Source organism: Clostridium sp. UBA5988 (assembly GCF_002435615.1).
Lineage (GTDB): Bacteria > Bacillota > Clostridia > Clostridiales > Clostridiaceae > Clostridium_J > Clostridium_J sulfidigenes.
The window spans coordinates 47,924-69,636 of sequence record NZ_DJBA01000075.1; the positions used below are offsets into that span (position 1 = coordinate 47,924).

The 21,713-nt window shown below is 30.4% G+C and carries 21 protein-coding genes and 2 tRNA genes; 13 read left to right on the forward strand and 10 right to left on the reverse strand.

Annotated elements, in window-relative coordinates; genetic code table 11:
- The first annotated feature begins 171 nt into the window (after positions 1–171).
- Both B3J31_RS15705 and B3J31_RS15710 read left to right on the forward strand, forming a co-directional pair.
- Complete coding sequence (locus B3J31_RS15705; RefSeq protein ID WP_346868032.1) at positions 172–1,026, forward strand: sce7726 family protein; 855 nt, start codon at positions 172–174, stop codon at positions 1,024–1,026.
- A 3-nt stretch (positions 1,027–1,029) separates the two neighbouring features.
- Positions 1,030–1,962, forward strand: coding sequence for a sce7725 family protein (locus B3J31_RS15710; RefSeq protein ID WP_346868031.1), 933 nt, complete (start codon positions 1,030–1,032; stop codon positions 1,960–1,962).
- Positions 1,963–2,138: 176 nt separating this feature from the next.
- Here the strand turns inward: B3J31_RS15710 and B3J31_RS15715 are convergent.
- Positions 2,139–2,225, reverse strand: a tRNA-Leu gene (locus B3J31_RS15715).
- A 158-nt stretch (positions 2,226–2,383) separates the two neighbouring features.
- On the opposite strand from B3J31_RS15715, the gene glsA reads away from it, so the two are divergent.
- The 11 genes from glsA to B3J31_RS15770 all read left to right on the forward strand — a co-directional run bounded on the left by glsA (position 2,384) and on the right by B3J31_RS15770 (position 12,574).
- On the forward strand, positions 2,384–3,298 hold the full coding sequence (gene glsA, locus B3J31_RS15720) for a glutaminase A (protein ID WP_035133689.1): 915 nt from the start codon (positions 2,384–2,386) through the stop codon (positions 3,296–3,298).
- Between the two features lie 13 nt (positions 3,299–3,311).
- Positions 3,312–3,992, forward strand: coding sequence for a DUF554 domain-containing protein (locus tag B3J31_RS15725; RefSeq protein ID WP_346868030.1), 681 nt, complete (start codon positions 3,312–3,314; stop codon positions 3,990–3,992).
- Positions 3,993–4,313: 321 nt separating this feature from the next.
- Positions 4,314–6,947, forward strand: a complete 2,634-nt coding sequence (gene polA, locus B3J31_RS15730) for a DNA polymerase I (RefSeq protein WP_346868149.1) — start codon at positions 4,314–4,316, stop codon at positions 6,945–6,947.
- Entirely contained in the window at positions 6,934–7,539 is a 606-nt protein-coding gene (coaE, locus tag B3J31_RS15735; protein ID WP_346868029.1) for a dephospho-CoA kinase, read from the forward strand. Before polA ends, coaE begins: the two co-directional genes overlap by 14 nt.
- 13 nt (positions 7,540–7,552) lie before the next feature.
- The gene (locus B3J31_RS15740) at positions 7,553–8,131 is read left to right on the forward strand and encodes a transglycosylase SLT domain-containing protein (RefSeq protein WP_150842381.1); all 579 of its coding nucleotides are present in this window, start codon (positions 7,553–7,555) and stop codon (positions 8,129–8,131) included.
- Between the two features lie 155 nt (positions 8,132–8,286).
- Positions 8,287–8,372 (forward strand) — tRNA-Leu (locus tag B3J31_RS15745).
- A gap of 218 nt (positions 8,373–8,590) precedes the next feature.
- The gene (locus tag B3J31_RS15750) at positions 8,591–9,958 is read left to right on the forward strand and encodes an amino acid carrier protein (protein ID WP_150842382.1); all 1,368 of its coding nucleotides are present in this window, start codon (positions 8,591–8,593) and stop codon (positions 9,956–9,958) included.
- Positions 9,959–10,178: 220 nt separating this feature from the next.
- Positions 10,179–11,525 (forward strand): replication-associated recombination protein A, encoded by a 1,347-nt coding sequence (locus tag B3J31_RS15755; RefSeq protein WP_346868028.1) that lies wholly within the window; start codon positions 10,179–10,181, stop codon positions 11,523–11,525.
- A 141-nt stretch (positions 11,526–11,666) separates the two neighbouring features.
- On the forward strand, positions 11,667–11,906 hold the full coding sequence (locus B3J31_RS15760; protein WP_346868027.1) for a DUF1292 domain-containing protein: 240 nt from the start codon (positions 11,667–11,669) through the stop codon (positions 11,904–11,906).
- A gap of 53 nt (positions 11,907–11,959) precedes the next feature.
- The gene (locus tag B3J31_RS15765; protein ID WP_346868026.1) at positions 11,960–12,157 is read left to right on the forward strand and encodes a hypothetical protein; all 198 of its coding nucleotides are present in this window, start codon (positions 11,960–11,962) and stop codon (positions 12,155–12,157) included.
- A gap of 159 nt (positions 12,158–12,316) precedes the next feature.
- Positions 12,317–12,574, forward strand: a complete 258-nt coding sequence (locus B3J31_RS15770; protein ID WP_150842386.1) for a DUF1292 domain-containing protein — start codon at positions 12,317–12,319, stop codon at positions 12,572–12,574.
- Between the two features lie 115 nt (positions 12,575–12,689).
- On the opposite strand, the gene B3J31_RS15775 is transcribed toward B3J31_RS15770, so the two are convergent.
- The 9 genes from B3J31_RS15775 to B3J31_RS15815 form a co-directional block, all read right to left on the reverse strand.
- Entirely contained in the window at positions 12,690–14,180 is a 1,491-nt protein-coding gene (locus B3J31_RS15775; RefSeq protein WP_346868025.1) for a Na+/H+ antiporter NhaC family protein, read from the reverse strand.
- Between the two features lie 324 nt (positions 14,181–14,504).
- Complete coding sequence (locus tag B3J31_RS15780; protein ID WP_150842388.1) at positions 14,505–15,995, reverse strand: Na+/H+ antiporter NhaC family protein; 1,491 nt, start codon at positions 15,993–15,995, stop codon at positions 14,505–14,507.
- 846 nt (positions 15,996–16,841) lie between these two features.
- Complete coding sequence (deoC, locus tag B3J31_RS15785) at positions 16,842–17,510, reverse strand: deoxyribose-phosphate aldolase (RefSeq protein WP_346868024.1); 669 nt, start codon at positions 17,508–17,510, stop codon at positions 16,842–16,844.
- A 116-nt stretch (positions 17,511–17,626) separates the two neighbouring features.
- On the reverse strand, positions 17,627–18,043 hold the full coding sequence (locus tag B3J31_RS15790; protein WP_150842390.1) for a SoxR reducing system RseC family protein: 417 nt from the start codon (positions 18,041–18,043) through the stop codon (positions 17,627–17,629).
- Between the two features lie 68 nt (positions 18,044–18,111).
- Entirely contained in the window at positions 18,112–18,999 is an 888-nt protein-coding gene (rnfB, locus tag B3J31_RS15795; RefSeq protein WP_346868023.1) for an RnfABCDGE type electron transport complex subunit B, read from the reverse strand.
- 14 nt (positions 19,000–19,013) lie between these two features.
- A complete protein-coding gene (locus B3J31_RS15800; protein WP_150842392.1) occupies positions 19,014–19,592 on the reverse strand; it encodes an RnfABCDGE type electron transport complex subunit A in 579 nt (192 codons plus the stop codon).
- 15 nt (positions 19,593–19,607) lie between these two features.
- Complete coding sequence (rsxE, locus tag B3J31_RS15805; RefSeq protein WP_150842393.1) at positions 19,608–20,225, reverse strand: electron transport complex subunit RsxE; 618 nt, start codon at positions 20,223–20,225, stop codon at positions 19,608–19,610.
- A gap of 1 nt (position 20,226) precedes the next feature.
- Positions 20,227–20,772: an RnfABCDGE type electron transport complex subunit G gene (locus B3J31_RS15810; RefSeq protein ID WP_150843381.1), complete on the reverse strand. Its 546-nt coding sequence runs from the start codon at positions 20,770–20,772 to the stop codon at positions 20,227–20,229.
- On the reverse strand, positions 20,772–21,707 hold the full coding sequence (locus tag B3J31_RS15815; protein ID WP_035133656.1) for an RnfABCDGE type electron transport complex subunit D: 936 nt from the start codon (positions 21,705–21,707) through the stop codon (positions 20,772–20,774). Before B3J31_RS15815 ends, B3J31_RS15810 begins: the two co-directional genes overlap by 1 nt.
- Positions 21,708–21,713: the final 6 nt, after the last annotated feature.

Genomic DNA, 21,713 nt, shown 5'->3' on the forward strand with positions numbered 1-21,713 from the left:
TAAAGATACATCTGTAGAAATATGGGTGTATTTTTGTAGGTAAAAGAAGGAATTTGTGGTTTCATGTGGAATATAAAATATTAATAATGGAAAGTAAACTTATTTAAATAGTTTCCTATATGTGTTAAGATATATACCGACAAGAGTATATACTAATCAGAGGTGTAGGATATGGGTGAATGTAATAATCTAATACTTAATAAATTATTTACTAAAAGTACTTTTAAAAATTTAATAGAGAAAAATAGAAGTGATGTTTATACAAGCATAATAAAGCAATATGTAAATGATTCAGATTCAAAGTATAATGAACTTTTAATAAGAGAAATTTATAAGGTTATTACTAAAACATATAGAAATGAATATTTTTATAAAAACACTCTTTTGAATAAACTTTTGCTTGGAAGACATAGTCTTAAAACAACTACAGCATTAACAGAGATACCAATAAATAAGTCAAAGGCTGATTTTGTTCTAATTAATGGTAAGGCAATAGTTTATGAAATAAAAACAGAATTAGATACATTTGATAGATTAGGTAGTCAACTTAATGACTATTATAAGGCTTTTAATAATGTATGTGTTGTTACATGTGAATCTAATTATAAGAAACTAAGTGATATATTAAAAAATAGTAATGTGGGTATATGTATATTAACAGATAAGAATACCCTAAGTACAAGACGAGAACCTATAGAAGATAATTCAAAATTAAATCATAAGACAATGTTTAAAATTTTAAGGAAACGAGAATTTGAGAATATACTACTGCAGCAATTTGGGGTGTTGCCTATAGTTGATCAAGTATTTTATTATGATGAATGTTTTGAGTTATTCCAAAAAATTGATATTGAATCAGCATATCAATATATGATTAAAGAGTTGAAACAAAGAAATAAAATAGAGATTGAAGAATATAAACATTATGTTCCATATGAATTGAAGTTTTTAATTTACTTTTCTAATTTTAAGAAAGGTGATTATATAAAATTAAATGATTTTTTAAAAAATAAGTTTGGGGGTTAAGTTATGTATTTTCCGTATTTGAGAGGTAGACAATATGAATTGCTAGCATTAAGGGAGTTAGTAGAAAATAAATTGATAGGTAAAAATATAATTCCTATTGTAGAGCCAATTAAACTATCTTCAACGTTAATAAAAACAGTTGAATTATATTTAGAAAACAAAATGAATTTAGCTATAATACACAACCCAAAAGTGGGAAGTTTCTATGATGATCTTGAAGACGAAGAAAAAGATGATATAAAAAATAACTACATGAATATTCTAAAGGATGATTTAGTATATAAAAGTCATATACTTAATAAAGATTCAAAGTTTGAAATTGATGAATTATTTAGTGAAGGTATTAATACACAAGAGTTATCAATAATAGGAAAAGAAAGAGATGACTTTAATTTCTACACGTCGGATATTGAAGATAAAAAACCACAATTTATATTAATGCCTGATGTACGCTCTTTGAAAAAAACATTTAAAGACAATAGAGTTATTTTAGAGGATAAGTTTAATAAACAAGATAGAAATGCCGATTATATTGATAAAGATGATGAATTTTTTTCTGATGACCATTTAGACTATAAGGAAGAAGGATATATAGGGTTTTCAGATTATTCTGTAATCGGCGAAGACTTTTCAGAATCAGGATTTGCTCCATATGCAGTAGCAATTCATATTGTATATTTTGATAAGGATAAAAATTTACGTATTAAGCACTTTGTATCTGATTCCAATGAGGATATAAGTAACCCTGCTAAGAAGTTTTATGAAGCATTAACTAAGCTTGCAAAATGGCAAGATAAAAAGCAACTTAAAACTTATGGTATGAAAAAGTTCATGGAGATGTATAACAATAGGAGTTATCCTGGTTTAGGTATAGCTAAAAAACTCGCAATTATGCATCATATTGAATTAGTTAGTAATTATTTAGATACGGAATAATAAAGTACTAAAAAGCATCTACTATTTATTTTAGTAGATGCTTTTTATTTATGCACAGACGAATTAATTTTACACTAGTTGGGGTAACAGTTGGGGTAGATAGCTAAATTTTAAGTAAAATGAAAAATAAAAAACCCTTGAAATATCAAGGGTTTTAGCACTTTTATAAAATTATTTGGTGCCGGTGACCGGGGTCGAACCGGTACGGTGTTGCCACCACGGGATTTTGAGTCCCGCACGTCTGCCAATTCCATCACACCGGCTAGTACATTTAGTATTTTATCATAATTTCCTAAGGATTACAATAGTATTTTTATCTTAGATAAGGATAGTGTAGAAGTTAATACTTAAGTATTGAAAAATAGGTATTTGATTAATATAATAAAACTGTAAGGAATTAAATCAGAGGGGAGACATGATAATGAAGAGGATCTTGGAAAATATAATTGAAGATTGTAGAAAATGGACAAGTAAAGGTGAAGTGGCTTCATATATACCAGAACTAGCAAAAGCGAATCCTGAAGCTTTAGGTATTTGGGTTACCAATTTAGGTGGTGAAGAATATTTTGCAGGTGATTGGGATATTAAATTCACAATACAAAGTATGTCTAAAGTAATAACTCTAATGTTAGCAATCCTAGATAATGGTACAGAATACGTTTTCACTAAAGTGGGGATGGAGCCTACAGAGTCAGGATTTAATTCTATAACTAACTTGGAAACGCATGAACAAAAACAACCATTGAATCCTATGATAAACGCAGGAGCAATTGCAACAGTGTCTTTAATTAATGGAGAAACAGCTGATGAAAAAATAAACAGAATACTTAACTTTACTAGAAAAATAACTGGAAATGATGAGATAGGTATAAATTACAATGTGTATGAGAGTGAAAAGAAAACAGGAAATAGAAACAGAGCATTAGCTTATTACATGAAGGGTAATGGCATAATAGAAGGGGATGTAGAGGAAATTTTAGATGTCTACTTTAAAGCTTGTTCTATGGAGATAACTTGCAAAGATATAGCTAGGATAGGAGCTATGCTTGCCAATGATGGAGTTCTTATAAATAATGAAAGAGTTATATCCAGAGAGGCATGTAGAATAGTTAAAACCATAATGGTTACTTGTGGTATGTATGATGCATCTGGAAAGTTTGCTGTACATATAGGAATTCCAGCAAAGAGTGGAGTAGGTGGAGGAATAATGGCTGCAGTACCTAGAAGGATGGGAATTGGAGTTGTAGGTCCTGCTCTTGATGCTCAGGGAAATAGCATAGGTGGAATCAAGATTCTAGAAAAATTATCCCACGAATTAGACTTAAGCATATTTTAGAAGGGGAAAAACAATGTTAGGAACTATAGTTAATGCTGTAGCTGTAATAATTGGAGGGGCTATAGGTATATTATTAAAGAGAGGACTTCCTGAAAAAATAAGTGATACCGTAATGAAAGGTTTAGCTTTAAGTACATTATATATTGGTATTAGTGGAGTCTTAAAGGGAAAAAACACTATTATTTTAATTATTTCTATAGTCCTTGGAGCTATCATTGGTGAAGCAGTTGATTTAGATGATAAACTTAATAGTTTTGGTAATTTTATAGAAAGAAAATTTAAATCTAAGGATAAAAATACATCTATTGCAGAGGGATTAGTGACTGCTAGTTTATTATTCTGTGTAGGAGCTATGGCAGTAGTTGGATCTTTACAAAGTGGATTAACTGGAAATAATGAAATTCTCTTTACAAAATCCATTTTAGACTTTGTAGCAGCAATTATATTTGCATCTTCTCTTGGTGTGGGTGTAATATTTTCAAGCATATTTATATTTATATATCAAGGAACTTTAACTTTATTAGCTCAGTTTATTTCGCCTTATCTAGGGGAAGTAGTAGTTGCAGAGATGACTTGTGTTGGATCACTTTTAATTATTGCTTTAGCATTAAATATGATGAAGGTATCAAAATTTAAAGTTATGAACTATGTGCCAGCAATTTTTTTACCGGTTATTATTTATTTGTTTATATAAATATTTAGTGGTGTTTAGAATTATATTTTTGCAGTTAATAAACCTTCTAAGATATANNTATATCTTAGAAGGTTTATTAAATTTTATTCTATTAAATAAAATTTACATTATACTTATAATATATATGAATGAAAATTCATATTTTTAAATTACTAGTTTTGTTGTTAATACCATGAAGTAATGTTATAATCATTTATCAAAAGAATCATGTTTATTTACTTGACTTTAGTCCCCAAAAAGTAAAGAATAATATAGGGGATAATAAGAAAAATGTAGGAATTCAATAAAAGTAATTAAATAATTTGAATGGATGTGATTAAAATTAATAGAGAAAGCTTAGCTGTTTTAGATGGAAATAGCTTATTATATAGAGCATTTTATGCTATACCAGAACTTACAACTAAAGAAGGTATTTATACTAATGGAGTATATGGGTTTTTAAATATGCTTCTTAAAATTAAAGAAGATATAAATCCAGATTATATTGTAGTTGCCTTTGACAAATCTTCTAACACATTTAGACATAAGGAATATGAAGATTATAAAGCAGGAAGAAAGAAAACACCTCAAGAGCTTTCCATGCAATTTCCTATAATAAGAGAAATATTATCCAAGATGGGAATAAGCGTATTTGAGTTAGAGGGATATGAAGCAGATGACTTAATAGGTACTATATCTGTTTTAGCAGAAGAAGTAGGTATGGAAGTTTATGTGGTAACAGGAGATAAAGATGCTCTTCAACTAGCCACAGATAACGTTAATGTAGTTATAAATAAAAAAGGAATTACAGAAAAAGAGATATATAATAAAGAAAGATTTATTGAAGATTTTGGGGTAACACCTACTCAATATATAGATGTAAAGGGACTTATGGGAGATAAATCAGACAATATTCCAGGAGTTCCGGGGATAGGAGAGAAGACTGCATTTAAGTTAATTAAGGAATACGGCAGCATAGAAGATGTTTTGATGAATATATCTAATATTAGTGGTAAAAAACTTAAAGAGTCTCTTCAAGAGTATAGTGAACAAGCAATTTTTAGTAAGAAGTTAGCTACAATTATTACTAAAGTTCCTGTAGAAATACCTATGGAACAGTTAAAAACTAAAGGAAACTTTAATAATAGTGAAGTTAGAGATATGTGTCTAAGATTGCAATTTAAATCTCTTCTTAATAAATTTGAAAATCTTTCACAAGATAGTTCTGAAACTCCAGAAAATCAAAGATTAGAAGTTGTTGATTACAAAGTTATTAGTGAAATTAAAGATTTGAATGATATTATACCTAATATAAAAAGTAGGGTTTTTGTAAAGTTATATGTAGAGGATACAAGTAATTTTGCCAAAACTATGGTGAAGACCATGGGCATATTGTCAGAAGGTCAGGTGTATCTACTTTATTGTGATAAATTGCTAGAAGAAGATAGGGAAGGATTTATAAAGGCTATGAAGATAATTTTTCATAATTCTAGCCTTGAAAAAATTACCCATGGTATTAAATATGGATATACTGCCTTTTTAAAGCTTGGTATTGATTTAGACTTAATAAATTTTGATGTGGAAATAGCAGCTTACTTATTAGATTCATCAAAATCAGAGTACTCCATAAAAACACTTTATGAAGAAAGGCTAGGAAAGACATTTGATGGAGATGAAGATTCTCTTAAAGCCAATGAAATTGTAGCTCTTGAGAAAATATATACAATCTTAAAAGAGAAAATTAAAAAAGAAGATATGGAAGAACTACTGTTTAAAGTAGAGCAACCTCTTACTAAGGTTATATCATATATGGAATATGAAGGGTTTAATATCAATAGAAAAGAATTGGAGAATCTAGGAACTAAATTTAGTGGAGAGATTGATACTCTTACAAAAGAAGTATACCATTTGGCAGGGGAAAAATTTAACATAAATTCTCCTAAGCAACTTGGGAAAATATTATTTGAAAAACTAGACTTACCAGTAATAAAGAAAACTAAAACAGGTTATTCCACCAATGCGGAAGTATTGGATGCTTTAAAGGATAAACATGAGATAATAAATAAAATCTTATATTTTAGACAAATTACAAAACTATACTCTACCTATATAGAGGGACTTAAAAATGTAATAGATGAAGATGGAAGGATACATTCCAACTTTACTCAAACTGTAACTACTACTGGCAGATTATCTAGTACAGAACCTAATCTTCAGAATATACCAATCAAAAATGAGAATGGAAGATCAATAAGAAAGGTTTTCATACCACACAATGAAGATTCAGTAATTTTGTCAGCGGATTATTCACAAATTGAACTTAGAGTTCTTGCACATATTTCTGAAGATGAAAATATGATAAAAGCTTTTAGAAATAGTTTAGATATCCATACTTCTACAGCATCAGAAGTATTCAATGTTCCAATTGAAAATGTAACTAAGACAATGAGAAGTAATGCAAAGGCTGTTAACTTTGGAATTGTTTACGGAATAGGTGATTTCAGCTTGGCTCAAGATTTAGGAATAACACGAGGAGAGGCTAAAAAGTATATTGATACATACCTTGAGAGATATGGGAATGTACAAAAGTATATGGATAGAGTAATTGAAGAAGCTGAAGAAAATTCTTATGTAACAACACTTCTTCATAGAAAAAGATATATTCCAGAGGTAAAATCTTCTAACAAAATTGTAAAGGCTTTAGGAAAAAGATTAGCTATGAATGCACCTATTCAGGGTAGTGCAGCAGATATTATAAAGATTGCCATGGTGAATGTTGCTAATGAGCTTAAAGCAAAACAACTTAGGAGTAGATTAATTTTACAAGTTCATGATGAACTTATACTTAATGTATATAAGGATGAACTTGATTTAGTAAAGGATATAGTTAAGAAGAAAATGGAGAATGTACTAGATCTTAAAGTTCCCCTAGATGTAGATATTTCTATAGGAGACACTTGGTATGAAGCAAAATAATATATTAAGAGTAGGTTTAACAGGGGGCATTGGATGTGGAAAGAGTACCATAAGTAGGATTTTTAGGGAAAGTAATATTCCTGTTATTGATGCAGATGAAATTTCTAGAAAAGTACTTGTGAATCATCCTAATATTTTATTAGAAATAAGAAGAGCTTTTGGTGATGAATATTTTAATGAAAATGGTGAGTTTCTAAGGCGTAAAATGGGAAATCTAATATTTTCTGATAAAAGTAAAAAAGCTCAATATGAAAATATAATAATACCTCATATTTTTCATGATATATTTAGTGAAATAAATAAATATAATGATATAGGGGAAGAAATGTGCATAGTAGATGCACCTACATTAATAGAAAGTAAACTTCATACTTATATGGATAAGATAATAGTTGTTATTGCCAGTGAAGAAATACAGTTAGAGAGAGTTATGAGACGAGATAATTTTTCAATGGAAGAAGCAACTATAAGAATAAATAATCAAATGAGTACAAAAGAAAAATGTAAGTTTGCAGACTTTATCATTGATAATAGTGGAAATCTGCAAGAAACTAGGATTGAAGTGATGAAAGTAATAAGCAAGCTTAAATAGATTAGGGGGAAAAATGACTTATAAATCTAATAGAAGGACCAGAAAGAGTATATTGATAATAGTTATAGCTGTAATTATTATTATTAATTTTAAAGTTATACTAAAAAGCTTTTTTCCATTAGAGTATGAGAAAAGTATTATTGAATATAGTGAGATGTACAATGTAGATCCTAATTTAGTAGCAGCAGTAATTAATACAGAAAGTAAATTTGTAGTAGATGCAAGTTCATCAAAGGGAGCAATAGGATTAATGCAGATAATGCCAGATACGGGAAAGTGGATTGCAGAAAAACTAGAATTAAGTAACTTTAATGAAGAAATAATAGCAGATCCTGAGATGAATATAAGAATGGGAACTTGGTATTTGAAAAAATTGAGTGAGGATTTTAACGGTGACTATATTCTTGTATTAGCGGCTTACAATGGTGGTCCTGGAAATGTTACTAAGTGGCTTGAGGATGAGAAATATTCTAGCGATGGAGAAAACCTTCATAAAATTCCATTTAAGGAAACAAAAAGTTATGTTCAAAAGGTTAAATTTAATCATAGAATATACAGATATCTATACAATTTAGGTCAAAAGGCAGAGTAAAACACATATTGCAATAATTATAGTAGTAAGCCCAAATTAATTTATTATAAATTGATTTGGGTTTATTTATTAAATTGCTTTAAATTAAGTTGGTTTTAGTTGTTGAATCTAGTAATAGATGATGATATAATAATTAAGTAAAATTATATTAGTATGCAGATGTGGTGGAACGGCAGACACGCTATCTTGAGGGGGTAGTGAGAGAATTCTCGTGCGGGTTCAAATCCCGCCATCTGCACCAACAAAACAATGGGAAGGATCATAATGCTTTTCATTGTTTTTTATTTATTTTTAATGTTTTATAAGATTATATAATAATTTAAATATTATCTATTTAAATATCAAATAGTATCATTACATATTCCAATATACAAGGTTGTTCGAAATTGTTGAAAAATTCACAAAATAAACTTACAATGAATATAAGGTAGTAAACTGTAACATCATGGGGAGGATATTATGGATAATTTACTAGAGATAGTTAAGGGTATCAACGGAGTTATTTGGAACTATGTATTGATTTTTTTACTATGTGGAACAGGAATTTATTTTACATTTAAATTAAAGTTTGTTCAAGTTGTAAAATTTGGTGAAAGCTTTAAACTTGTTTTTGGTAAAATAAAATTTGGAAAAAAAGCAGGAGCAGATGGAATGTCTTCATTTCAAGCTTTAGCTACTTCAATAGCTGCACAAGTAGGTACAGGAAATTTAGCAGGAGCAGCTACAGCTATTGCGATGGGGGGACCTGGGGCGATTTTTTGGATGTGGATTAGTGCCTTCTTTGGAATGGGAACTATATTCGCTGAAGCAACTTTAGCTCAGCAATACAAGACTGTAGTAAATGGACAAGTTACTGGTGGTCCAGCTTATTACATTAAAAATGGTTTAAAGAATAAAAATATAGCAAAGGTGCTATCTATATTTTTCGCAATAACTATTATACTTGCTCTTGGTTTTATTGGAAATATGGTACAAGCAAACTCCATAGGAAGTGCTTTTTCAAAATCCTTTAGCATTGATCCTAGAATAGTGGGTGTGGTAGTTGCTATACTAGCTGGTATAATTTTCATAGGAGGGGTTTCTCGTATAGCATCCTTTACAGAAAAGGTTGTTCCAGTAATGGCACTATTATATATTATAGGTAGTTTATTTATAATAGTAATGAACTATGCAAATATATTACCTGCTTTAAAAATGATTGTAGTTGGAGCATTTAAACCTCAAGCTATAGCTGGAGGAGTTGTAGGAGTAACGATTAGACAAGCGGTTAGATATGGAGTTGCTAGAGGATTGTTTTCAAATGAAGCAGGTATGGGTTCAACCCCACATGCTCATGCAGTAGCAAAGGTTAATCATCCATCAGAGCAAGGGTTAGTTGCTATGATGGGAGTATTTATAGATACTTTCATTATATTAACTTTAACAGCTCTTGTAATATTGACTACTGGAGCTTTGGATAGTGGAGAAACAGGAATCATATTAACACAAACTGCTTTTGCTAATGGTATGGGTGGAGAATTTGGAGGAATATTTATTTCAGTAGCTTTATTCTTCTTTGCATTTTCTACAATTATAGGATGGTATTTCTTTGGGGAAGCTAATATAAAATTCTTGTTTGGTGATAAAGGAATAACTCCTTATAGAATATTAGTTATGATATTTATATTTTTAGGAGCTGGTATGAAAGTTGATTTAGTTTGGGAACTTGCAGATACTTTTAATGGATTAATGGTATTCCCTAACTTACTTGCCCTTTTAGCGTTATCTGCAGGGGTTAAAAAGTGTTTAGATGATTACAATGAAAAGAAAAGTAAAAACTTACTATAATTAATAATTTAGTATAATGTTTATTAATTTTCTTAATTAATTATAATATTAGATTACTATATCAAATATGCAGATTATTACCTTAATGACTTTTAACAGAGATAATAGCCTTCCAGAGTTAAAGATTTTATTCTGGAAGGCTTTATGTTATATTTAATATATTATAAAATGAAATTTAGCTTTAAATGACATAATAAGTATTTATTGAAGGATGATGTAAATGGAAAGAGAATATAATATCTCATTATTTGATTTAGAAGAAACAAAAGAAAAAAATACAGATTTAAATAGTAATGAACCGTTAGCTCAAAGACTTAAACCTAGCAATTTAGATGAATTTGTAGGGCAAGATCATATATTAGCTAAGGATAAACTATTATACAGAAGCATTAAAGGAGATAGAATTACATCTTTAATATTTTATGGACCTCCTGGAGTTGGAAAAACCAGTCTGGCAAAAATTATTGCTAAAACTACTAAGTGTAACTATGTAGAGCTAAATGCTGTAACTTCTGGCATTAAAGATATAAAGATTGTAATAGATGAAGCAACGAGAGAAATTTCTATGAGTGGAAAGAAAACTATACTTTTCATAGACGAAATACATAGGTTTAATAAAACCCAACAAGATAGTTTATTACCCCATGTAGAAAAGGGAATAGTAACCTTAGTTGGTGCTACTACAGAAAACCCTTTTTTCGAAGTTAATAAAGCACTTTTATCTAGATCGATGATTTTTAAATTAGAGCTTTTATCAAAGGAAAATATAGTGTCATTATTAAATAGAGCACTTAAAGATAAAAAGTTTGGCTATGGAAGTATTAATATAAAGTTATATAAAGAAGCAGAAGAGTTTATATGTAATAATGCTGGTGGTGATGGGAGAAGAGCATTAAATGCTTTAGAATTAGCTGTATTGACAACTAACAAAAGGGAAGATGGTATAATACATATAACTCAAGATGTAGTAGAAGAATGTATGCAAAAAAAACAAGTTACTTATGATAAAAGTGGAGATTATCATTATGATATAATATCTGCCTTTATAAAGAGCATTAGAGGAAGTGATCCCGATGCTTCAGTTCATTATCTTGCTCGAATGCTATCTGGTGGCGAAGATCCTGAATTCATAGCTAGAAGACTTGTAATATCAGCATCAGAAGATATAGGTAATGCAGATCCATATGCGCTTTTAATAGCTAATGCTGCTCTAAATGCAGTAAAGTTTATAGGAATGCCAGAAGCGAGAATACCTTTAGCTCAGGCAGTTATATATTTAGCAGGGGCACCTAAAAGTAATGCAGCTTATAATGCTATTAATTTAGCTCTTGAAGACATTGAAAAGGAAGAGATAGGTAGAGTTCCTTTACATCTTCGAGACAGTAACTATGGCGGTTCTCAGGTATTAAATGAAGGAACTAAGTACAAATATCCTCATGAATATGAAAATCATTATGTTAGACAACAATATATGCCTAAAGAGTTACTTAATAAAGAATATTATACTCCAACATCAATGGGATATGAAAAACGCATAAAGGATAGATTAGATACCTTAAAAAAATAAAATTAAAAACATAAATAATTTTTTGTATTATGCACATCTTATAAATAAGCAATATATTTTTAAAATAATTTAAAGTTGAAAATGTATAACTTAAAATTTATATATTTTGCTAAAGATTTAAAAATAGTTGGAGGTTATAAGATGAGCAATAATAAATGTATAAAAGTTTCAGGGGAAGATGGAAGAATAGTAGAATTAGAATTTATTGATGTGGTTAATGTAGGAAAAAATGAGTATGTAATTGCAGGTCCCAAGGATTCAGATGAAGCTTGTGCATATAAGGTTATAAGTAGAGAAAATGGTATGATTGAGTATGCTTCTATAGGAGCAGGTAAAGAGTTCAATCAAGTTTTATCTGCTTATAATACAAAAAATGATTAACCATCCTTTGTCTTAAATAATTTTTATTATATAAGAAAGGAAGGTGAATTAACATGAGTAAATCGAAAAAGAAAAATAAAATGAATAATCAAATTAAACCATCACAAAAGAGTACTATAGATCAAGTACAAATTTTAAATAGAGATGTGCAGGATGCTCACCATATTAAAAGTGCTACCTTAATAAATGGATTATTTGGTGTAGAAATAAAAGATAATCTAATAGACCCAGATACTAGATTTTATATTTAAAATTTGTGTAAAAATAATATATACATGTCTACTAATAAATAGTATAAACTAGATAGTAATATAATTAAGTTTTATATTTTTAATATGGCATTGTTTTATAGGTTTATATGCTATATAATGAAATAAGATTTATTTGAAAGAATTTAGGAGGACATGAAAATGGAAGATATGAATATAATAACACTTACTGACTCAGAAACAATGGAAAAGGTAGAATTAGAAATAGTTGAAGATTTAACTATAGATGGAGAGCACTATGTTATTTTAGCACCACTTGACGAAGAAGATGAAGCTTATGTATATAAGGTGATTGGAGAAGGTGCCACAGCTTCATATGAAATGGTTGAAGATGAAGCTGAATTTGATAAAGTTGTTGCAGAATATGATAAAATATTTGAAGAAGAGATGAAAAAGTAATAAGAGATAAACTATCTGTGATTATAAACATATATAATTTATAATTTATAATTTATAATTTATAATTAAATGAAAAAAGATAACCTTGATTTATAAGGTTATCTTTTTAATTTATTTATATTGCTGTATTTCTATCAGCATTTAAATTTTTATTTCCTTTTTTAAGTCTAACAGTTGGTTCACTTGGTAAACCGAACTTAGGAATAAATCTATCCCATCCAGTTAGAGTAAGTAATAGGATTGAAATTACAGCTACGAATGCCATAAAGTTAAATCTAATTATATCCAATGCTGCAAATTTGTGCAATGGATATACTGAAGATGCAATTCCTACATAGAATCCTATATATACGTGCCAAGGAATTAATTGAGATCCAAATACTCCAAGAGCATCACCGAAGGTTGCATTTCTAAGATATAGTTTATACATATCTTCTGGACTTCCTTCAACATTTTTATCAACTAATTCTTTAATGATAGGTCCAATAGTTACTATTTGAGCCATTTCATCAGCTAGAGCGGCATTTCCACCTATACATAAAACACCATTCCAGAACATTAATTGTCTTACACTTCCAGATATTTTCATAACAAGAGCTGATATCGGAGCAAAAGCATCCATTTTAGCCATTACACCACCAAAGGCACCAACCCACATCATCATTACTATAACCCAAGAACCAGCCTCACCAAATCCACTTTCAACTAAACCTAAGAAAGAAGATAAGCTTTCTACAGTTCCTGCAAAAGAACCAAAAATAAATGAAGAAGCGATTCCTAAGAATAAACATAGTAGAGTAGGTACACCCATGATAGCTGCAGCTATAACAAGTATAAGAGGAATTACCATATAGAAAGGAACTCCATGTTTAACTTGATTTAAAAGTTCAACAGCAGCTGGTTTTTCAGCTTCGATAGCAGACCATGCTTCTGCTGGAATAGCATCGATAGCTAATTTTGCATTAGCTACATCTGTAGGTAGTTTCATAGCTAAACTAACAACAAATATAATGATTGCAGTTATAATAAGACATGTTACTGACCAAACTCCTTGAGTTCTGATTCTATCAATAACCTCAACCTTTTGAATACCAGAACTTACAACTGTTGTATCAGAAATAAGACCAATATTGTCACCGAAACAAGCACCACCAGCTATTGAAGCTGTAGTAAGAAGAATATTTCCTCCAACTATATGGTTAAGCCATAAGAAAATAGGAGCACATGCAGCAAATGTTCCCCAAGAAGTTCCAGTAGCAACTGATAGAATAGCAGTTACTAAGAATCCACATACAGCAACGGTTCTTGCATTTAATCCAAGAGATAGGGCCATATTAACTATAGAAGCACCAACTCCTGTTGACATGAAAGAATTTGCCATTGCATAGGCAAACATCAGTATAAAAAATACTAAAATAAGTTCCTTTACATTATCGATTGCTGCATCGATAAGATCATTGAATTTAACTTTTTCTGTGATGTAGGCTACAACACATGCAAATATAGTTGCTATTGGAGCAGCTGTCAGCACGTCTACCTTCATCATCATAAGTCCTGCCAATACAAATATTGGTACAAACTTAAAGATTGCTTTAAAAAATTTCATTTTTATATCCCCCTATAAAAAAATTACTAGAAAAACTAGTTATTTATTTAACTAGTTTTTCTATAAAATTAGTTTAAAACGTTTTCTCAAAAATATCAAGTATTTTTCAGAAAAAACACATAAATTAAATAATTTAATGTAGAAGTTTAGGAGTATTTGCTAATATATGTATTATAAAAGGATAATTGTTATTATGTGTAAAGGGTTTTATGGTTATTATTAGTAAATTAATATGAATTTTATGGAATGAATTTTAATTTGTATAACTATAATATATAAAAAATCTCACAATAATTATTAACTATTGTGAGATTTTTTTATTTATTATGCACAAATTTCTTTATCAGAATTGGCCTCAGAAGTTTGATTCTTAAGTTTAACTTTAGGTTCCCTAGGTAAACCAAAATTAGGAATGAATCTATCCCATCCTGTAAGGGTGAGAAGTAGTAGTGAACCAACAGTTACAAAGGCCATTATATTGTATTTTATTATATCAGTAGTTAAGAAAGTATGTAATGGATATACTGAAGAAAGTATTCCTACATAGAACCCCATGTATACATGCCAAGGTATTAATTGAGATCCGAAAACTCCTAATGCACTTGAGAATGTGGCATTTCTAAGACGAAGCTTATAAAGATCTTCTTCACTTCCTTCAACATTTTTATCAACTAACTCTTTAGTAATAGGGCCAATAGTTACTATTTGAGCCATTTCATCAGAAAGGGCAGCATTACCTCCTATACAAAGAAGTCCATTCCAGAACATTAATTGTCTTACATTTCTAGATATTTTTAATATGAATTTTGATAATGGTTCAAAGGCATTCATTTTTGACATAATACCACCAAAGGCACCAAACCACATCATCATTACTATAACCCAGGAACCAGCCTCGCTAAATCCATTTTCAACTAATCCAAGGAAGGAACTTAGACTTTCCACAGTTCCAGCAAAGCTTCCTAATATGAAAGATGAACATATACCCAGGAATAAGCATAGTAAAGTAGGCATTCCAAGCACTGCAGCAGCAATAACAAGAATTAATGGAATTACCATATAGAAAGGAACTCCTTCTTTAACTTGATTTAAGAGTTCAACAGCTGCTGGTTTTTCTGCTTCGATGGCAGACCATGCTTCTGATGGAATAGAATCGATTGCAATTGAAGTATTAGCAACTTCAGTAGGAAGTTGCATTGCGACACTCATACCAAAAATAATAATTGCAGACACAACAAGACAAGCTACAGACCAAACAACTTGAGATTTTACTCTTTCAAGTACTTCAACCTTTTGAATACCTGAACTTACAACTGTAGTATCAGAGATAAGCCCTATATTATCTCCAAAACAAGCACCACCAGCTATTGAAGCTGTAGTAAGAAGAATACTTCCTCCCAATATGTGGTTTAGCCACAAGAAGATAGGAGCACATGCTGCAAAGGTTCCCCAAGAGGTACCGGTAGCAACAGAAAGTATAGCAGTTACTAAGAAGCCACATACAGCAACGCTTCTTGCATTTACTCCAAGAGATAGTGCTATATTAACTATAGAAGCACCCACACCAGTTGACATAAATGCATTTGCCATTGCATAGGCAAACATTAGTATAAAGAATACTAAAATAAGCTCCTTTACATTTTCGATTGAAGCATCGATTAGTTCACTGAATTTAACCTTTTCTGTGATATAGGCTACAACACATGCAAAGATGGTTGCAATTGGTGCTGCTGTAAGCACATCCATACCATTCATAATAAGGCCGGCCAATACGAATATTGGTACAAACTTTAAAAATCCTTTTAAAAATTTCATTTATGATCCCCCTATAATTTAATTAAAATGAAAATATAGTTATTTTTTTAACCATTATTTTCACATTACTAGTTTAAAACCTTTTCAAAAAAATATCAAGTGTTTTTCCAGAAAAGATACATAAATTTTAGAACATTTTATAAAAAAATTAAAAATAATGAGTTAATTAATGAAAACGATAAATAAAAAAGTAGAAATAGGTAGAAATGATGTTTAAGATGAAAATATTTGCATATATCCTATGTAAATGTTTACTAAAATTAATTTCAAAAAATTTAGTGTATAAATAATATTATAAATAATATTTACATTTTGATATTTATAACTTTAATTATTGTAGAATATTTCAAACTGTATGTTAAAAAAATAACATATATTATAAAAAACATGCTATTATTATTTTATAATATAAATAGCATGTTTTAAGAATTATTTACTTATTTTATAGAAATACATCCTTATCAGTATTATATATTTATTTAGTAATCTAACAGTAGGTTATGTTGGTATACTAAATTTAGGAATAAATCTGTCCCATCCAGTAAGGGTAAACAGTAGGATTGATCCTACAGCTACAAAAGCCATAAAGTTGTATTTAATTATATCTGTAGCTACATATTTATGAAAGGGATACACTAAAGAAACAATTCCTATATAGAAACCAATGTAAACATAAAGAATACTGTGACTAATTACAATATATACGACAAAGATTTAATAAATTTAATGTACTTAACAAGAACTTAGCAAAAAAGTTAAAAAATAAATAGATAAACTTCTAGAATTTACAGAAGGTTACCTATTTATAAAATGTGTTTTAATTAATTTGTAAAATGAAAATAAATTCTAATAGTCAGATTCTGAATTACATAAATTATTTACAATTGCTATAGATGCACTGGCGCCAAGTCTATTTGCACCAGCATTTATAACCTTCATGGCATCTTCAGTAGTACGAACACCACCAGAGGCTTTTACTCCCATATTAGGTCCAACAACCTTTCTCATTAGAGTAATATCTTCAGGAGTTGCTCCACCTGTACTAAATCCAGTTGAAGTTTTTACAAAGTCTGCACCTGCTTCTTGTGATAATTCACAAGCCTTAATTTTTTCTTCTTCATTTAATAGGCAAGTTTCTAAAATAACTTTAACTATAGCCTTTCCTTTAGCTGTATCAACAATTTCTTTTATATCATTTCTCACAAAGTCGTAATCCTTATCCTTTAAAGCTCCTACGTTGATAACCATGTCTATTTCATTTGCTCCAAGTTCGATAGCTCTAGCTGTTTCGAAAGCCTTAGATTTAGTATCCATAGCTCCTAGAGGGAAACCTACCACTGTGCACACAAGTACTCCAGAGTCTTTTAGTTCCTTTGCTACTAACTCAGTATAACAAGAGTTTACACATACTGACTTGAATTTATATTCCTTTGCTTCTTTGCAAATTTTTATAACCTGATCCTTGGTTGTTTCAGCTTTTAAAATAGTATGATCAATCATTGATGCTATGTTCATTTTTATACCTCCTAATTGGTTATAATTGATTTTGTATGATCTATATGTGAATATTATTAACTTTATATAGTAAAATATATCTTTATTAATATAACTTTCATCACATTTTAAAAAGTTTAATTTAACTTTTTAATCATATTAAAAGAATACTTATCTTGTTTTTTATTTAGTTTAGAACTAAGTACATAAGAAATTACCATGGCTACTAAAGCCAGTAGCACTGAATATACTTCAGAGTTAGCTAAATTAAGCTTATTAAATATGTATAGACATATTATAAGAGTAATTACTGTAATAATGGTAGGGAAGGCATAGGCCCAAAATGTCATATTGCTAAAAACCTTATTATCCATTGATACTAAAACTCTTTCACCAACAGTAGCATGTTCTGTATTTTTTAATTCTACCAATATAGTATCTTTAGGACATCCGGATTTACAAGATGAACATCCACCACCACAACCACCTTTTTTTACAAAAGCAACAGTAGCTATATCTCCATTAATTTTCTTTATAATACCTTCTTCTTGCACGAAATCACCTCCAAATAAATATAGAAGGCTAAAAAGCCTTCTATATTATAACATAAAATTAAATTTATTTATACTGTAGCATTTTTATTTTCAGAAGAAGTAGCTTCACTAGCTGCCTTAGCAGGAGATGGTACTGCTTCTTTTTTTAATACTGGTTTTCTAAGGTTTAATATAGAGTTCTTTGGACATTTATTTGCACATATTCCACAACTAACACATTTTGTGTAATCAAATACTGGAATATTATTTACTATCTCGATAGCATCTTTAGGGCAGTTTTTCATACAGATACCACAGCCGATACATCCTACATCACAAACATCCATAACTTCTTTACCTTTATTTTTGTTATTACAATCTATTCTAACCTTAGATTTTTTAGGCACAAAATGAATCAATGTTTTTGGACAAGCAGATATACAAGCACCACAAGCCACACATTTTTCTTCATCTATAGAAGCTACACCATTAACTATGGATAGTGCACCGAATTCACAAGCCTTCACACAAGAACCAAGGCCTAAGCATCCAAATTCACAAGCTTTAGAACCACCACCAGGAGCTACGGAAGCTTGGTTACAGTCTAAAATTCCTACATAGTTATATTTTTCTCTTGCAACATCAGAAGTTCCTTTGCATCTTACAAAAGCTACCATTGGTTCAGATGTTGATGCTTCAACTCCAAGAATTGAAGATATCTTTTCAACTGCCTCAGCACCTCCAGGGCTACATTTGTTAGTTGCAGCTGTACCCATAACTACAGCTTCTGCATAAGCATCGCATCCAGCAAATCCACATCCACCACAGTTTGCACCAGGTAAACATTCTCTTACTAGAGGGATTCTTTCATCAACTTCTACTTTAAATTTACTGTTTGCATATCCTAATAGGGCTCCAAATACTAATCCAAGACCACCTAGGCTGACTACTGGAGCCACTAAATTTGATAAATCCATTTAAATTCCCTCCTTTAAACTAAACCACTGAATCCATAGAATGCAATAGCCATTAATCCAGCTGTTATTAGAGAAATTGGTAAACCTCTAAAAGCAACGGGCATATCAGTATTATCTTCCATTCTCTCTCTTAAACCTGCAAGTATTACTATAGCTAGTACATATCCAAGAGCTGCACCAATAGTATTAGATAATGATTGAGCTAATCCATACTGTTTATCTATGTTTGTAACAGCAACACCAAGTACTGCACAGTTAGTTGTGATAAGCGGTAAGAAGATACCTAGAGATCTATAAAGACCAGGTTGGATTTTCTTAATAACAATCTCAACAAATTGTACTAATGCTGCAATAACAAGGATAAAAGCTAATGTTGATAGATATTCCATTTCAAAAGGAACTAAAATTAACTTATTTACCACGAAGGTAATAAGAGTAGCTAGTAACATTACAAAGGTAACAGCTGCACCCATACCTTTAGCAGTTTCTGTCTTTTGAGAAACTCCAAGGAAGGAACATATACCTAGAAACTGCCCTAATATTACGTTGTTAACTAAAAGGGCTCCTATAAATATAGTAAATAATTCTTTCATTAAATTTCACCTTCCTTATTTTGTAGTTTCAGATTTTTTAGCTTTTGAAATCTTATATTGATTCAAGCATGCTAAAAGTATACCAAGAGTTATGAAAGCTCCAGGAGCAGATGTCATAACCATAGCTGGAACATAAGATTTTGGTAGGAATTGTAACCCGTAGAATGTTCCATTACCAAGTACTTCTCTAAAGGTTGCTAATACAACTATAGCAAGTCCAAATCCAAGTCCCATACCAATAGCATCAAAAATTGAAGGTAACACTTTATTTTTTGATGCATATGCTTCAGCTCTACCTAAGATAACACAGTTAACTACTATAAGTGGTAAGAATATTCCAAGAGACTTATATAAGTCAGGAATATAAGCTTGTAATAAGAACTGTATTAAAGTAACAAAGGTAGCGATAACTACTATATAAGCAGGTATTCTGATTTTATCAGGAACAAGTTTTCTAATTAAAGATATAACAGCGTTTGATCCAATTAATACTAAGGTAGAAGCTAGAGCCATACCAGCAGCATTCTTTACACTACTTGTAACAGCAAGAGTAGGACACATAGCTAGTACTTGTATGAAAACTGGATTTTCGGTAATAATACCTGTTTTTAATCTATTAACTAATTCTTTCATTCTACTTTGCTCCTTTCAAGTTTGTATTGTAGTAATTTATAGCAGTGTTTACACCAGTAGTTACTGCTTTAGAAGTAATTGTTGCACCAGTAATTGCTTGAATATCTGAACCGACAGTAAGTTCCTTTTCAGAAGAAAGACCTTTATATTGTGCTGCGAAAGAAGGATCATCCTTTGCTTTAGAACCAAGTCCAGGAGTTTCAGTATGACTTAAAATTGTAATACCAGAAACAGCACCTTCAGCATCGATACCAACCATTAATTCAATTTTTCCACCATAGCCTGATGAGTTAACTTGAAATACATAACCTGCATCATTCCCACTAGTTTTAGCTTGAAATATACCTGTTACGTTTTCATCGGCAACGCCATCTTTTAATTCTGAAAATTCTTCTGCTTCTAAGACAACTTTCATAGCAGCAGCTTGGTCCTCTTTAGCTTTAGCTTCAATTGGTGCTCTAGTAATATCATAAGCAAAGGCAAGTATTAGACCAGCAATTGCAGTAATTGCAAGCAGAATTCCTCCTAATTTTAAATTTTCTTTCATTATTTTGCACCTCCGAACACACGTGGATTCGTCCATTTATCAATCATTGGAACTAATAAGTTCATTATTAAGATTGAGTAAGAAACACCTTCTGCATAACCACCGTATAAACGAATTAATGATGTTAATAAACCACAACCAACACCAAATATGATTTGACCTTTTCTAGTCATAGGAGATGTAGTATAATCTGTAGCCATGAATATAGCACCAAGCATTAATCCACCTATGAATATTTCATATATTCCATTTCCTTGCATAAATCCATCTCTACCTAATACTGTAGTTATTACAAAAACTGTACCAATATACGTAGCAGGTATGTGCCATGTTATAACTTTTCTATATAATAGATAAGCTCCACCAAGAAGTAGGGCGAAAGCAGAAACTTCTCCGATACATCCAGCTAAGTTAGTACCAAGGAATGCATCTAGAGTATCAGGAAGTAATCCACCACCATTACGAAGTATAGCAAGTGGAGTAGCTTTAGTTGCACCATCTATAGTCCATTCAGTCATTTGACTTGGATATGCAGCAAGTAAGAATGCTCTTCCAGCAAGGGCTGGGTTCATAATATTTTGACCAAGACCGCCAAAAAAACATTTAACAACAATAATAGCAAATGCACTACCAACAGCAACCATCCAAAGAGGAAGTGTAGGAGGCAAGTTAAAAGCAAGTAGTAATCCAGTAATAACTGCACTTAAATCTTTTAATGAATTTGGTCTTTTAGTTATTTTATTAAATAAGTATTCGCTTAGCATTGCAGAAACAATAGCTGTTATCATAACTAAGGCTGCTTCTTTCCCAAAGAAATAAATACCTGCTACAGTAGCTGGTACTAAAGCGATTAGTACATCTCTCATTACAGTTGATACTGTTTCCTTAGATTTGATATGTGGCGATACTGATACGTTATATAAATTTCCAGACATTATGTT